A 14,284-nucleotide genomic window follows, 5' to 3' on the forward strand; every position below is an offset into this window, starting at 1 on the left:
ACTACTCCTTATCAGTGGTCGTGGCGGCGACAGCCTCGGGCGCCTCGGCGGTCTCGGCATCCTGGGCCTCGACGTCGGCGTCAACGCCGGCGAGCGCAGCCAGGTCGTCGAGAGCGGAGGTCTCCTCGGCGGTCACAGGGGCGGAGGCGTCCTCGTCGGCATCGTGCATGGGCTCGATGTCCAGTGCGAGGGAGCGAATCTCCTTGACGAGAACCTTGAAGGACTCGGGGATACCCGGGACAGGAACGTTCTCGCCCTTGACGATGGACTCGTAGGTCTTGACGCGGCCCACGGTATCGTCGGACTTGACGGTCAGGATCTCCTGCAGGACGTTGGAAGCACCGTAAGCGTACAGTGCCCAAACTTCCATCTCGCCGAAGCGCTGGCCGCCGAACTGGGCCTTGCCGCCCAGAGGCTGCTGGGTAACCAGGCTGTAAGGGCCGGTCGAACGGGCGTGGATCTTGTCGTCGACCATGTGGCCGAGCTTGAGGATGTAGGACGTACCCACGGTAATGGGCTCGCGGAACTCCTCACCGGTGCGGCCGTCGAACAGACGGGTCTTGCCGCGCTCGTCAAGCTGGGTGACGAACTCGGGGCGCATGTGATCGCCAAAGGCAGCGGTGGCCTTGTTGAGCATGTTCTTGTTGGCACGACGGATGACCTCGGCGATCTCGTCCTCCTTGGCGCCGTCGAAGACGGGCGTGGCGGTGAAGAACGGACCGGGGACGTACTTGTCGGAGTCGGCCTGTTCGGTATCCCAACCGCAGGCAGCAGCCCAGCCAAGGTGGCACTCGAGCAGCTGGCCGACGTTCATACGCGAAGGAACGCCCAGCGGGTTGAGGATAACGTCGATCGGGGTACCGTCAGCCATGTAGGGCATGTCCTCGACCGGCAGAACGTTACAGATAACACCCTTGTTGCCGTGGCGGCCGGCAATCTTATCGCCCTGCTGGATCTTACGACGCTGGGCGACGTAGACGCGCACCTGCTCGTTGACGCCGGGGGCCAGGTCGTCGCCGTTCTCGCGGCTAAAGCGGACGACATCGATGACGCGGCCGTAAGCGCCGTGAGGCATCTTAAGGGAGGTATCGCGGACGTCGTGGGCCTTGGCACCGAAGATGGCGCGCAGCAGGCGCTCCTCGGCGGTCAGAGCGCTCTCGCCCTTAGGCGTGACCTTGCCGACCAGGATGTCGCCAGGGCCGACCTCGGCGCCGATGCGGATGATGCCGTCCTCGTCGAGGTTGGCAAGCATGTCCTCGGAGAGGTTCGGGATCTCGCGGGTGATCTCCTCGGGGCCGAGCTTGGTGTCGCGGGCGTCGATCTCGTGACGGGTGATGTTGATGGTCGTCAGCAGGTCCTCGGCCACCAGGCGCTCGGACACGACGATACCGTCCTCGTAGTTAAAGCCTTCCCACGGCATGTATGCCACGGTGAGGTTCTGACCCAGTGCAAGCTCGCCATGATCGGTCGAAGGACCGTCGGCCAGGGGCTCGCCCTGCTCAACGGTGTCACCGACGCGCACGAGCGGACGGTGGTTGATGCAGGTGGACTGGTTGGAGCGCTGGTACTTGGCCAGGTGATACTCGTCCATGCCGCCGGCATGCTTGACGATGATCTTGGCGGCGTCGGCAAAGATGACCTCGCCGGCATTCTTGGCCAGGGTGACCTCGCCGGAGTCCAGAGCGGCGCGACACTCCATGCCGGTACCGACATAGGGAGCGGCGGGGTGAACCAGCGGCACGGCCTGACGCTGCATGTTAGCGCCCATCAGCGTACGCTTGGCGTCGTCGTGCTCAAGGAACGGAATCAGCGTGGCTGCGACGGAGAGCATCTGACGCGGCGAGACGTCCATGTAGTCGACGTCCTCGACGGGCACGTCGGCGGGAGCGCCGAAGGAGCCGTCGAAGTCGCGGGTACGGGCGATCACGGTGTGCGGGCGGACAAGCTTGCCCTCGGCATCGGTCGTGATGAACTCGTTGGTCTTGGGATCGAGCGGCGTGTTGGCCGGCGCGATGACGTGCTTCTCTTCCTCGTCAGCGGTCATCCAGTCGATCTGGTCGGTGGCAACGCCGTTCTCGACGCGACGGAACGGGGCCTCGATGAAGCCGTACTCGTTGACGCGGGCGTAGAGGGCGAGCGAGCCGATCAGGCCGATGTTGGGGCCTTCGGGGGTCTCGATCGGGCACATGCGGCTGTAGTGCGAGTTGTGAACGTCGCGGACGGCCGTCGGCACGTTGGTGCGGCGGCTGGAGCCGGACTTGTGGCCGGCAAGACCACCAGGGCCGAGTGCGGACAGACGGCGCTTGTGGGTCAGACCGGTCAGGGGGTTCGCCTGGTCCATGAACTGCGAGAGCTGCGAGGAACCGAAGAACTCCTTGATGGAGGCCACGATCGGGCGGATGTTGATGAGCGACTGCGGGGTGATCTCGTCGATGTCCTGGGAGCTCATGCGCTCACGGACGACGCGCTCCATACGGCTCATGCCGATACGGAACTGGTTGGCGACGAGCTCGCCAACGGTGCGGATACGGCGGTTGCCAAAGTGGTCGATGTCGTCGACCTTGAAGCCCTGCTCGCCGGCAGCGAGGGACAGCAGGTAGCGCAGCGTCGCAACGATATCCTCGTCGGTGAGCACCGTGACCTCTTCCTCGGTGGTGAGGTTGAGCTTCTTGTTGACCTTGTAACGACCGACGCGGGCCAGATCGTAGCGCTGCGGGTTAAAGAGCAGACCCTCGAGCAGGCTGCGGGAAGCGTCCACGGTGGGAGGCTCGCCCGGGCGCAGACGACGGTAGATCTCGATGAGGGCGTCCTCGCGGGTAAGGGCGGTGTCGCGCTCCAGGGTGCGCTTGATCACATCGGAGTTGCCAAGCAGCTCGATGATGTCATCGTTGGTGACGGCGATGCCAAGGGCGCGCAGGAACATCGTGGCGCTCTGCTTGCGCTTACGGTCGATGGAGACCATGAGCTGGTCGCGCTTGTCGACCTCAAACTCAAGCCAGGCACCGCGGGACGGGATGATCTGGGCCTTGTAGATCTGCTTGCCCGAATCCATCTCGGAGCTGTAGTACACGCCCGGGGAGCGGACGAGCTGCGAGACGACGATACGCTCGGTACCGTTGATGATGAAGGTGCCCTGATCGGTCATCATGGGGAAGTCGCCCATGAAGACGAGCTGCTCCTTGATCTCGCCGGTCTCCTTGTTGGTGAGACGGACGTCGGTCAGAAGCGGAGCCTGATAGGTCATATCCTTCTCGCGGCACTCCTCGACGGTGTGCGCGGGGTCGCCGAACTGATGCTCGCCGAAGGTAACCTCGAGAACATGGTTCTGACTCTGGATGGGGCTGGATTCCTTGAACGCCTCACGAAGGCCCTCATCCTTAAAACGCTCAAAGGATTCCCTTTGAACAGAGATAAGGTTGGGGAGCTCCATGGCCTCCGGGATTTTCCCGAAGCTGACGCGCTTGCGCTCAGTGGCAGTGTATGCGTAGGTCACCAGGTTTTTCCTCCTTCACGGAAATGCTCGGTGGGTTGGCGAGGCATAGCTTCGCCAGTTATCGCAACCTAATAGTTTATCAGGTACCGACCGTTGGGCAAGAAAAGCCTTGACGCGATTGAGTTTTTGGAGTAGCAAAGTTTTTCGACAGAAAACACGCAGGTAGATGTATGTGTATCGAACATCTGTTCATATATTTTCTGTGAACAGAGAGCCGGCAATCGCAGCTCTTATAAAAAACGGGCGCGAACCGAGGTCCACGCCCGTAAATGTCGGTGCCCGAAGGCTTACTTGCGCATCAATCCGCCGCGCTCGTCGATGGCGTCCCAGAAGGCATCGGCAAAGCGGGGGTCGTTTGCAGCCATGAGGGCGTTAGTGGCCATCCAACCAGAGGGAGTGCCGGTGTCGTAGCCCGACAGCGGGTCGATGACGACGGCATACATGGCCTCGCGGTCGAGCGAACGGGCCATGGCGTCGGTGAGCTGGATCTCGCCGCCCTTGCCGGCCTGCTGATCTGCCAGCAGGTCCATGACCAGCGGGCTCAGCAGGTAGCGACCGACGATGTACAGGTTGGACGGAGCAGCCTCGGGAGCGGGCTTCTCAACCAGACCGCCGATACGCCAAACAGCGCCCGGCTCGGCATCGGCAACGTCCTCGGCGCCCTCGAGCGAACCGACGCGCTCGCCGGCGATAACACCGTAGCGGCTGACTTCCTCGGGCGAGCAAGCAGCGACGGCGATAACCGAAGCGCCACCGTGCTCCTTGGAAACGGCGAGCATCTTGTCGCAGATATCGCGGTTAGGCACAACGTAGTCGCCCAGAAGAACCAGGAAGTTCTCCCCTGCCACGGCGTCGGCAGCAGAGCGAATAGCATGGCCGAGGCCCTTGGGCTCGTACTGATAACGGAAGTCGACCGGCATACCGCCAGCGTGGGCGACAGCATCGGCATAGGCGTTCTTGCCGCGCTCGCGCAGCAGGTTCTCGAGCGAACGGTCGGGCTGGAAGTAGTTCAGTAGCTCGGGCTTACCGGGAGAAGTAACGATGATGGCATCGTCGACCTCCTCGGGCTCGAGCGCCTCCTCGACGACGTACTGAATGACGGGCTTGTCGAGCACCGGCAGCATCTCTTTGGGCGTGCACTTGGTGCCAGGCAGAAAACGCGTGCCAAGACCGGCGGCGGGGATGATTGCCTTCATGTTATTCAAAGATCCTTTCGCAGGCGCAAAAGCGCCCCATGCGTGCGGCACACAGCCGCAGACCAAATTGCGATACCCAAGCATCTTACCGCTGGAACTATATGTCGCTACAAGGCAGAGACAATTCTTCAGCAGGTCAACGCAAATTATTGCTCGAATGGTGCAATTTTATTGCCCAACGGCAGGGCACCCGATACGACGCAAATCACAGAACATGGCAGTTTGAGCAACCGATGCCGAGGGACCGAAAAACAAAAAAGACGGGGCTCGCAATGCGAACCCCGTCTGCAAAGAAATCTGGCGAGAAAGCCTGATTACTTGAGGGTGACAGCAGCGCCAGCAGCCTCGAGCTTCTCCTTGGCAGCCTCGGCGTCCTCCTTCTTGGCACCCTCGAGAACAGCCTTGGGAGCGCCCTCGACGACCTCCTTGGCCTCCTTCAGGCCAAGGTTGGTGAGCTCACGGACGGCCTTGATGACCTGGATCTTGTTGTCGCCGAAGCCCTCGAGCACGACGTCAAACTCGGTCTTCTCCTCGGCCTCAGCAGCGCCAGCAGCGGGAGCGGCGACAACAGCGGCAGGAGCAGCGGCGGAAACGCCGAAGGTGTCCTCGATAGCCTTAACGAGCTCGGAAGCCTCGAGAAGGGTCATTTCCTTAAGAGCATCGATGATCTCATCGGTGGTAAGCTTAGCCATTTCTAAGTCCTTTCGGTTTCCGTGCGGATGCACGGAGATCAGTTAAAACACGGCGCGAATGCGCCAGGGGTGCGGCGTTGCCGCCGCGGGTGAAAACAGCAACTAGGCTGCCTTCTGCTCGGAGACCTGCTGGATCGAACGAGCGAGACCAGAGGAAACGCCGTTGACGCAGACAGCGATGTCGCGAGCGAAACCGGAGATGAGGCCGGCGATCTGGCCGAGAAGCTGATCCTTGGTGGGCAGCTCGGCGATAGCCTTAACATCATCAGCGGAAACGGCCTTGCCGTCGGAGATACCGCCCTTGATCTCAAGGACGCCCTTGGACTTAGCGGAGAAGTCCTTAAGGGCCTTAGCGGCCTCGACCGGCTCGGTCTCGTAGAACACATAAGCGACGGGGCCCGCGAGGATCTCGTCGATCTCGGGCTGCTCCTGGTTCTTGAGAGCGATCTTGACCAGGTTGTTCTTGTAGACCTTCATCTCGGCGCCGCACTCGCGAAGCTGATGACGCAGCTCCTGAGCCTGCTTAACCGTCAGACCGTTGTAGTTGACGACGAACAGACCGGCGTTCTCGGCGATACGGGACTCGATCTCTGCAACCTTGTCGATTTTGTACTGCTGGGGCATGAATTACACCTCCTCGAATTCTTTCCGGGCACGGTCCGCCACAAGGACGTGACGGGGGCATGTCCAAAAAGAAAGCCCCCGCGCTGCATGAGCGACGGGGGCGAGAAGACATATCTACTCGACCACCTCGGCTGGCGGGATTTCCCATTAAGCTCGCGGGCGATGCCCGTTTGCGCCGGCTGTCTCTGGCAGCGGATTCGTGCGTGAACCGAAAGTATTATGGCGGGGACCCCGACGTCGGTCAACGGGCGCGAGGATTCGTACACAAACCCTGCATACGCTCCGGTCCGAGGGGCCGGGTTGAGATTTTCGCTCGGTCAAGTCCTGGCTCGCACGAAGGCCACATTAAGTGGCCTTCGGCTCGTGCGGAATCTACGAAAATCTCAACCCGGCCCCTCGGACCGGAGCTGCGGTAACTTTGCTGCGAATCCTCGCGCCCGTTGAGCGACGCGCCCCACGCATAACCCTTATGTCGGTGGGCTGATGGTTTGGATCTCGTTGGGCTACAAGGTTGAAACGAAGGTGGACAGGCGATTTAGGCCTTCGTCAAGGTCTTTGTCGGAGACACAGTAGCTTAGGCGGATGTGGCCTTCGGTGCCGAAACAGTCGCCCGGGACTAGGGCTACGTTTGCCTCTTTGATGGCTTTGATGCAGAAATCTTCGCTGGTTAGTCCGAACTTTTTGATGCTCGGAAAAGTGTAGAAGGCGCCGGCTGGTTCCACTACGTCGAGGCCCATGTTGTTGAGGGCTGTAAGAACTCGTTTGCGGCGGGCTCGGTAGACTTCGAGCATGGGGGTTGGGTCCACGGTGAGTGCCGTGCGGGCGGCGTCCATTTCGAAGGAGACGGCACTCGATACTAGGTATTGGTGGGCCTTTGCGATCTCGGCGATGACGGGGGTTGTAGCGGCGAGCCAGCCCAAGCGCCAGCCGGTCATGGCCCAGGGCTTGGAGAAGCTCTCGATGATCACCGTCTGCTCGCGCAGCTCCGGGTGTCGCTGGGCAAAACGCTCGTAACCATCCACATAGACCAAACGGTTGTACACGTCGTCGCAGACCACGTAGATGCCCGACTGCTCCGCTACGCGCGCCACGGCGTTGAGCGATGCCGCGTTGAGAATGCAGCCCGTGGGATTGTTGGGCGAGCAGATAACGATGGCCTTGGTCGCCGGGGTCACACAGGCGCGAAGCGCATCCTCGTCAATCTGAAATTGCGCAGGCCCCGTATCCAAAAAGACCGCTTTGGCGTGATTGGCCACAACGATGCTTTCGTACAGGCCAAAGGCCGGCGTGGGAATAATGACCTCGTCGCCGGGGTTGAGCATAGCCATAAATGTTGCCGACAGGGCCTCGGTCGCGCCGTCGGTCAGGATGACCTCGTCGGCCGAAAACATAAGGCCCGCGTCCCCCATGTAGGCAGATAACGCCTCACGCAGGGCGGGGCGACCGTTGTTGGGCGGATAGTGCGTGTCGCCGCGGTCCAACGAAGCAGTCACCTCGGCGCTAATCACATCGGGCGTGGGAAAATCGGGCTCACCTAGCGCGAGCGCGATGCACCCCGGATGCTGGGCGGCGAGCGCGTTGATCCGGCGGATACCGGAGGGCTTAAGCGTGGCAAGCGAGGTGTTCATGGGCAGACGCATGACGTTCCTTTCGTAAGGGTTGCACTAGGATAGCGCGGCGGGACGCCGCCGGACGGTGTAACCTAAACGGAAACCAACCGGAAAGAAGGCGGCATGGAGACGACCGCACGCGGCGATGTACCAAAAACGCTGCAAACCATTGCGTATATCAGTATTCCCAAGAGCGCCGATCTTGAGTTTTTGCTCTGGGACCTGCAGGATGCCATCGCCGCCTATGCACAGATTTCCGGCACCGCACTCCCCCATCCAGTCGACTTGGAGGCGGATGATGCCGGCAGCGTTGCCGGTACCGCCGATGGCATTGTGTTCGCCGTTGAAGATGCACCCAATGATGAAGCGATGGCGCCCATTGAGCAGGTGCTCGACCGCTTTGGCGGCGCAGGGACGCGTGCCTACGTTGTTGCCCAGGCCGACATCGGCGGCCTGGAGCGAGCACACGAGCTCGTCGTGCGTCTGCGAGCGGCGTGCGACCTTCGTGGGCTGTCATGGTGCGGCGGCGTTGTCGCCTGTACCGGCAGCGGCATCGCAGCGCTTCGCCATTCCCCGCGCATGGGACTCTTGCGGCGACCGTTTTCGGAGGCCATGGACAAGCTCGTGGGCGCCGTGCGCATGGGCTGCTCCGTCGAGCATGCACAGCGACTTGGCGGCGGCAATGCCGCCAACGTCGACGCCGACGGCATGGTTTGCGCCGAGCCAGCCGTGCCCGCGCCGATCTGGCGAGGCGTTCTGAAACGTCTGGGCGCCCACGCTCAAACAAAAATCTAAATTAAATAACAGCCCAGTCAACGGCTTCGTGCCAACGCTCGACAAGACGCTCCAGTCGCCAGGCGGCATTGGCAGGACTTGTCGAGGGCAGGACGACGGCGGGCAACCCCGTCCGATCTTGCAAGTAGCGTTTGTAGAGTCGCCCTGCCGTACCGCCGTTACAGACAACGACCTCGATCGGCGCGGCATCGGTAATGCGCTCGATATGTGCCGGCACAACGTTGCGAATGCTCGCGTCGCTCGAGCCCTTAATGTCGCAACTCTCGATCACATCCCACAGGCCCACGCCGCCGTTCAGCAGCATAGATCGCTTGGCAGCAATGGAGGCATCGAGCGTCGCGGGCTCACCGCTTGCCAAAGGATCGCCCTCGTTGGGCGGCACAGGCACACCGAGGCACGCAGCCATCACACGCCAAAAGCGATTCTGAGGGTTGCCGTAATAAAAGGCATTTGCACGCGAGAGCACCGAGGGAAACGACCCCAGCACCAAAACGCGCGAGCGCTGGTCGAACACAGGCTCAAACCCATGCTCAATATGTTGATAGTCCTCGTCAGACACGGCCATGGGCTAGGCTCTCAACAGATAGCGCACCTCGTAGGGTGCAAGCTCAAGGGTACCCGTCAGCTCGACCGTGGGCGCATCGTCGGCAAGCAGGTCGACAAAGGACCCGTTGAGCTCGCCGGCGCCAAAGGTGTAAGGCTCGCCCACGGCGTTCACCGCCACGAGCACCGTCGCGTCATCACAGGCGCGCTCGAACAGCAGCTGCTTGTTCTGGATCACCACGTTGCGATAGGCACCGTAGTTGAGAGCACAGGCCGCCGCGTCATCGGCCGAGCGAAGGTGCGCAAGCTGCGTGATGAACGCCGTCAGCTCGTTGGGCGCAGGCTCATCGAGCGCAGGTCGCAGCGCCCAGTCACCATCGGGGCCGCCCTTTTCGCCGGCAATCCCCCACTCGCTGCCATAGTAGACGCACGGAATGCCCGGCATGCCAAAGAGCATGCCATAGACGGGACGCAGGCACGACTTGTCGGTGAGGATGCTTGCCAGGCGCGGCACGTCGTGGTTGTCGACAAACGACAGCAGGTGCTTGCCGCGGTAGATGCACCACGGATCGCCGCCAAACTGGCGATGCAGCGAATGCGCGATCTCGAACATATTGACCGAGTTAAAGCTGGAGTACAGGCCCTTGTAGCACTCGTAGTTGGTGCAGGAGTCGAGCATCTCGTCGTTGACGATCTGGTTGTAGTCACCGTGAAGCGTCTCGCCGATCAGCACAAAGTCGGGCTTGAGCTCACGGGTAAAGGCGTGCAGGCGACGCATAAAGTCGCGGTCGAGCATATAGGCAACGTCCAGGCGCAGACCGTCGAGGCCAAAGACCTCGGCCCAGCGGCGCACGGACTCGAGCAGGTAATCGACCACGGCGGGGTTTTGCAGGTTGAGCTTCACGAGCTCAAAATGGCCTTCCCAGCCCTCGTACCAAAAGCCGTCGCCATAGCAGGAATCGCCGTCAAAGCTGATGTGGAACCAATCCTTGTACGGCGAGTCCCACTTACGCTCCTGCACATCGCGGAAGGCCCAAAAGCCACGGCCCACATGGTTGAAGACGGCATCGAGCACCACGCGGATGCCATGGGCGTGCAGCGTCTCGCATACGGCGGCAAAATCGGCATCCCCGCCCAGGCGGCGGTCGATATGGCGCAGGCTGCGCGTATCGTAGCCGTGGCTATCAGACTCGAGCGGCGGGTTAATCAGCACAGCGCCAATACCGAGTTTTTGCAGGTAGTCGGCCCATTGGGCGATCTTCATGATGGGCGCATCGGGGTTGGGCGCAGCGTTGGCAGCCTGGGCGAGCTCATCCTCGGCAACGGGCGCGGCGTTTTCGCGCGGAGCTCCGCAAAAGCCCAGCGGATAGATCTGATAGAACGTCGTCTCGTATGCCCACATAGCAACCTCCCGGCAAGCTTTCACGCAACGACATCCATTGTATGCCCGCCGCGTATCCCCTCCCCCAAAATAAGTTGCGGTGAAATAATTCCTGCTTGGGCCTTCAGAGGCCTTAAACAGGAGCTATTCCACCGCAGCTGATGAGGGGACGTGATTAGGCGACGGGCTTTGCGCGGCGTATGGCCGGGAACAGCACCGTGATGGCGAGGATGACGCCCACGACGGTAATCGCCCCGCCCGCGAAGCCAATCCAAGCGATACCGGGACCCGAAACCACGGCGCCACCGATTGCGGTGCCCGTGCCGATACCCAGATTGAACAGGCCCGAGAAGATCGACATGGCGACGGCCGACGAATCCGCCGGTGTGTACTTGATGAGCTCGGCCTGAAACGCCACGTTAAAGGCCGTGGCGCAGCAGCCCCATAGCGCGCAAACAGCGAGAACGGCGACGAGCGACGGTGCAACCGGACCCATGAGCAGCAGAGCCACCGGCACGCCGGAGAGCGTGATAGCCAAGAACGGGAAGCGATGCCCATCGAACAGACGGCCGAACAGCCAGCTTCCGAGCAGACCAGAGCAGCCGAACGCCGTCAGCGTCATGGTAATAGCGCTTGCGTCGACGTGCGCGACCTGCGCCAGGAACGGCTCGATATAGCTGTAACCCGCATAATAGCCGGTTGCCATAAAGACCGTGACCGCGTAGAGCGCGATCAGGAACGGGTTCTTGAGCAGCACGGGCAACTGTTTGACGGTAAAGCGCTCACCCGCCGGCATAGCCGGAAACACCGCGGCTTGGTACACCACCGCGGCGGCAGAGAAGGCACCGACCACGGCGAATGTCATGCGCCAGCCCACGGCCAGCCCGATGGCGCGGCCGATCGGCAGGCCAAAAATCTGCGCGATGGACGAGCCCGTGGCGATCATGCTAATGGCGAGCGCCCCATGGCGGGTGTCGACCAGGCGCGAAGCCATGATCGAGGCGACCGACCAGAACACGGCATGCGCGCAGGCGACCACCAGGCGCGCGCAGACCAAAATAGGATAGGTGGGCGCCACGGCGGACAGGAACTGGCCCAGCGAAAACACGGCAAGCACGCCCAACAGCATCCGTTTGAACTCAAAACGTGAGGCAAACACCATGAGCGGCAGCGACAGCAGCATGACGCCCCAAGCATAGACCGAGATCATGATGCCTGCCTGGGCCTCGGTGAGCGAGAACGATGCGGCAATATCAATCAGAAGGCCAATGGGCATGAATTCCGACGTGTTGAATACGAACGCACAGCAGGCGAGCCCGATAAGCGGGAGCCACTGCTTGAGCGAGATGCCATCTTGTCTTGCCTGAGTCATGTAGGAACCCTCTCCGATTGTCTTGAGCGATGGGCGATTATATAGCAACGGCCCCGCATCCGTCAGCAACAGATGCGGGGCCGTAATCAACTCAATACACAGAGGTTGCGCCATCAATAAATAACTAAGCCAACCCCAGCAATATGCCTGCCGAATGCACGACAAACGCCACAATCCAGGCAACCGTCACCTGAAACGCGAACACGGCCACGGCGTAGCGCGCGCCCAGCTCGCTCTTGACGGCGCCGATGGCCGCCACGCAGGGCGGGTACAGCAGCGTAAAGACCAGGAACACATAGGCGGTGAACGGCGAGAACATAGTCGACAGTGCAGCGGGCGAGGTTGCGCCCAGAAGCACCGTGAGGGTCGAGATGACACTCTCCTTGGCGATAAGTCCGGTGACGAGAGCCGTCGACGCACGCCAGTCGCCAAAGCCGAGCGGCGCCAGCACCGGCGCGATGATGCTACCCAAACTGGCAAGCAGGCTTTGCGACTGATCGGCGACCACGTTAAAGCGAATATCGAACGTCTGGAGGAACCAGATGACCACGGTGGCGGCAAAGATAATGGTGAAGGCCTTGGTAATAAAGTCCTTGGCCTTATCCCATGCCAGCATCACCGTCGTCTTGACGCTCGGCAGACGGTAATTGGGAAGCTCCATGATAAACGGCACCGGGTCACCCTTAAATGCCGTGCGATTGAGCACCAAAGCCGCGATGCAACCGACCGCAATGCCAATCAAATAGAGCGAGACCATGGCGGGAACCGTCGCCTGCGGGAAAAACGCCCCGCACAGCAGACCGTAGACCGGCAACTTGGCCGAACAGCTCATGAACGGCGTGAGCATGACGGTCATCTTGCGGTCGTGCTCGGATGGGAGCGTACGGGTTGACATGATAGCCGGCACGGTGCAGCCAAAACCGACGAGCATAGGCACGAAGCTGCGGCCCGACAGGCCAAAGCGACGCAGCACTTTATCCATGACAAAGGCCACGCGCGCCATGTAGCCGGAGTCTTCCAGAATGGAGAGGAACAAAAAGAGCACGACGATAATCGGCAGGAAGGTCAGCACGCTGCCCACGCCCGTAAGCACGCCGTCGACAGCCAGCGAGCGTACCACGTCGTTGGTGCCGAACGCCTTGAGGCCCGCATCGGCCGAGGCGATGACGGCAGCGATGCCGTCCTCCATGAGTCCCTGCAACGCCGCGCCGATCACGCCAAACGTCAGCCAAAAGACGAGGCCCATGATCACCAGGAACGCCGGAATGGCCGTGTAGCGACCCGTCAGGATGCGGTCGATCTTGACGGAGCGCACGTGCTCGCGGCTCTCATGCGGCTTGACGACGCAGCGCCCGCACACGTCGCCGATAAAGCTAAAGCGCATATCGGCCAGCGCGGACAGGCGGTCGGTGCCGGCTTCGCCCTCCATCTGGGTAATGATGTGCTCGATAGCGTCGAGCTCATTGCGATCCAAGTGAAGCGCCTCGGTCACCAGCTCGTCGCCTTCAACCAGCTTGGTCGCCGCAAAACGCACCGGAATGTGCGCCGTCACGGCATGGTCCTCGATCAGGTTGGCAATGCCGTGGATGCAGCGATGCAGTGCGCCGCCGTCCGAGCCATCGGGCGCACAGAAGTCCAGGCGACCGGGGCGCTCGCGGAACCGTGCCACGTGCAAGGCATGATCCACCAGCTCGCCGATACCCTCGTTGCGGGCAGCGCTAATGGGGACAACAGGCACGCCCAACAGGCTCTCGAGCAGGTTGACGTCCACGGCGCCGCCGTTGGCCGTCACCTCGTCCATCATGTTGAGCGCGATGACCATGGGGCGGTCGAGCTCCATAAGCTGCAGCGTCAGGTACAGGTTGCGTTCGATATTAGTAGCGTCGATGATGTCGATGATGGCGTCGGGGTTTTCGTCCAGGATAAATTGGCGACTGACGATCTCTTCGCCCGTGTACGGAGACAGCGAATAGATGCCGGGCAGGTCGGTAACGCTTGCCTCGGGATGGTTACGGATGGTGCCGTCCTTGCGGTCGACCGTCACGCCGGGAAAGTTACCGACGTGCTGGTTGGAGCCCGTAAGCTGGTTGAACAGCGTGGTCTTACCGCAGTTTTGGTTGCCGGCGAGGGCAAAATGCAGCGGTGCGCCCTCGGGCACGGCCGTTTTTGCCGCACGGGGCGAATACGTCCCCTCGCCAAGTGCCGGGTGCTCCGTCATGCCGATTGCGGCGTTAGTGCGCGGACCCGTGTCTGTGTCGTGAACACCCACGAGCTCGATGCGAGCAGCATCGTCCTTGCGCAGCGTCAACTCGTAGCCACGCAGGCGAATCTCGAGCGGGTCGCCCATAGGAGCGTACTTCATCATGGTGACTTCGGTGCCCGGCGTTAGGCCCATGTCCAAAATATGCTGTCGGAGTGCCTGATCGTCCGATGCCACCGATGCGACAACGGCGTCCTTTCCAATCTCGAGTGTATCGAGCTTCACGCGCTCATCCTTTCGTTAGACGCGGTTAACCGTTTACCGGGGCTAACCAACTCGTAACGACAAATGATAGCGCTCTGAACTATTATATAAAGT

The 14,284-nt window shown here is 61.4% G+C and carries 10 protein-coding genes; 1 reads left to right on the forward strand and 9 read right to left on the reverse strand.

Going from position 1 to position 14,284, the window contains the following annotated elements; translation table 11 throughout:
• Position 1: 1 nt before the first annotated feature.
• The 5 genes from DWW51_RS02860 to DWW51_RS02880 all read right to left on the reverse strand — a co-directional run bounded on the left by DWW51_RS02860 (position 2) and on the right by DWW51_RS02880 (position 7,645).
• Positions 2-3,430 (reverse strand): DNA-directed RNA polymerase subunit beta, encoded by a 3,429-nt coding sequence (locus DWW51_RS02860; RefSeq protein WP_231501555.1) that lies wholly within the window; start codon positions 3,428-3,430, stop codon positions 2-4.
• 350 nt (positions 3,431-3,780) lie between these two features.
• On the reverse strand, positions 3,781-4,689 hold the full coding sequence (locus tag DWW51_RS02865; RefSeq protein ID WP_117773462.1) for a UTP--glucose-1-phosphate uridylyltransferase: 909 nt from the start codon (positions 4,687-4,689) through the stop codon (positions 3,781-3,783).
• A gap of 314 nt (positions 4,690-5,003) precedes the next feature.
• A complete protein-coding gene (rplL, locus tag DWW51_RS02870) occupies positions 5,004-5,381 on the reverse strand; it encodes a 50S ribosomal protein L7/L12 (protein WP_006235005.1) in 378 nt (125 codons plus the stop codon).
• Between the two features lie 102 nt (positions 5,382-5,483).
• Positions 5,484-6,005 carry a 50S ribosomal protein L10 gene (gene rplJ / locus DWW51_RS02875; RefSeq protein WP_055250258.1) on the reverse strand — a complete coding sequence of 174 codons (522 nt, stop codon included), beginning with the start codon at positions 6,003-6,005 and terminating at the stop codon, positions 5,484-5,486.
• Between the two features lie 503 nt (positions 6,006-6,508).
• On the reverse strand, positions 6,509-7,645 hold the full coding sequence (locus DWW51_RS02880; RefSeq protein ID WP_117773464.1) for a pyridoxal phosphate-dependent aminotransferase: 1,137 nt from the start codon (positions 7,643-7,645) through the stop codon (positions 6,509-6,511).
• A gap of 93 nt (positions 7,646-7,738) precedes the next feature.
• On the opposite strand from DWW51_RS02880, the gene DWW51_RS02885 reads away from it, so the two are divergent.
• On the forward strand, positions 7,739-8,410 hold the full coding sequence (locus tag DWW51_RS02885; protein WP_117773466.1) for a hypothetical protein: 672 nt from the start codon (positions 7,739-7,741) through the stop codon (positions 8,408-8,410).
• 1 nt (position 8,411) lies between these two features.
• Here the strand turns inward: DWW51_RS02885 and DWW51_RS02890 are convergent, their stop codons facing one another.
• The 4 genes from DWW51_RS02890 to feoB all read right to left on the reverse strand — a co-directional run bounded on the left by DWW51_RS02890 (position 8,412) and on the right by feoB (position 14,191).
• On the reverse strand, positions 8,412-8,975 hold the full coding sequence (locus DWW51_RS02890; protein WP_117563776.1) for a uracil-DNA glycosylase family protein: 564 nt from the start codon (positions 8,973-8,975) through the stop codon (positions 8,412-8,414).
• Positions 8,976-8,978: 3 nt separating this feature from the next.
• Positions 8,979-10,355, reverse strand: a complete 1,377-nt coding sequence (locus tag DWW51_RS02895) for an alpha-amylase family glycosyl hydrolase (RefSeq protein ID WP_117773468.1) — start codon at positions 10,353-10,355, stop codon at positions 8,979-8,981.
• A gap of 154 nt (positions 10,356-10,509) precedes the next feature.
• Positions 10,510-11,706 carry an MFS transporter gene (locus DWW51_RS02900; RefSeq protein ID WP_117773470.1) on the reverse strand — a complete coding sequence of 399 codons (1,197 nt, stop codon included), beginning with the start codon at positions 11,704-11,706 and terminating at the stop codon, positions 10,510-10,512.
• A 124-nt stretch (positions 11,707-11,830) separates the two neighbouring features.
• On the reverse strand, positions 11,831-14,191 hold the full coding sequence (gene feoB / locus DWW51_RS02905; protein WP_117773471.1) for a ferrous iron transport protein B: 2,361 nt from the start codon (positions 14,189-14,191) through the stop codon (positions 11,831-11,833).
• Positions 14,192-14,284: the final 93 nt, after the last annotated feature.

The organism is Collinsella sp. AF15-51, assembly GCF_003462845.1.
Classification (GTDB): domain Bacteria; phylum Actinomycetota; class Coriobacteriia; order Coriobacteriales; family Coriobacteriaceae; genus Collinsella.

Coding starts and splice junctions, on each gene's coding strand:
- DWW51_RS02860 (WP_231501555.1), bottom strand. CDS start 3,430: ATGGAGCTCCCCAACCTTATCTCTGTTCAAAGGGAATCCTTTGAGCGT.
- DWW51_RS02865 (WP_117773462.1), bottom strand. CDS start 4,689: ATGAAGGCAATCATCCCCGCCGCCGGTCTTGGCACGCGTTTTCTGCCT.
- rplL (WP_006235005.1), bottom strand. CDS start 5,381: ATGGCTAAGCTTACCACCGATGAGATCATCGATGCTCTTAAGGAAATG.
- rplJ (WP_055250258.1), bottom strand. CDS start 6,005: ATGCCCCAGCAGTACAAAATCGACAAGGTTGCAGAGATCGAGTCCCGT.
- DWW51_RS02880 (WP_117773464.1), bottom strand. CDS start 7,645: ATGCGTCTGCCCATGAACACCTCGCTTGCCACGCTTAAGCCCTCCGGT.
- DWW51_RS02885 (WP_117773466.1), top strand. CDS start 7,739: ATGGAGACGACCGCACGCGGCGATGTACCAAAAACGCTGCAAACCATT.
- DWW51_RS02890 (WP_117563776.1), bottom strand. CDS start 8,975: ATGGCCGTGTCTGACGAGGACTATCAACATATTGAGCATGGGTTTGAG.
- DWW51_RS02895 (WP_117773468.1), bottom strand. CDS start 10,355: ATGTGGGCATACGAGACGACGTTCTATCAGATCTATCCGCTGGGCTTT.
- DWW51_RS02900 (WP_117773470.1), bottom strand. CDS start 11,706: ATGACTCAGGCAAGACAAGATGGCATCTCGCTCAAGCAGTGGCTCCCG.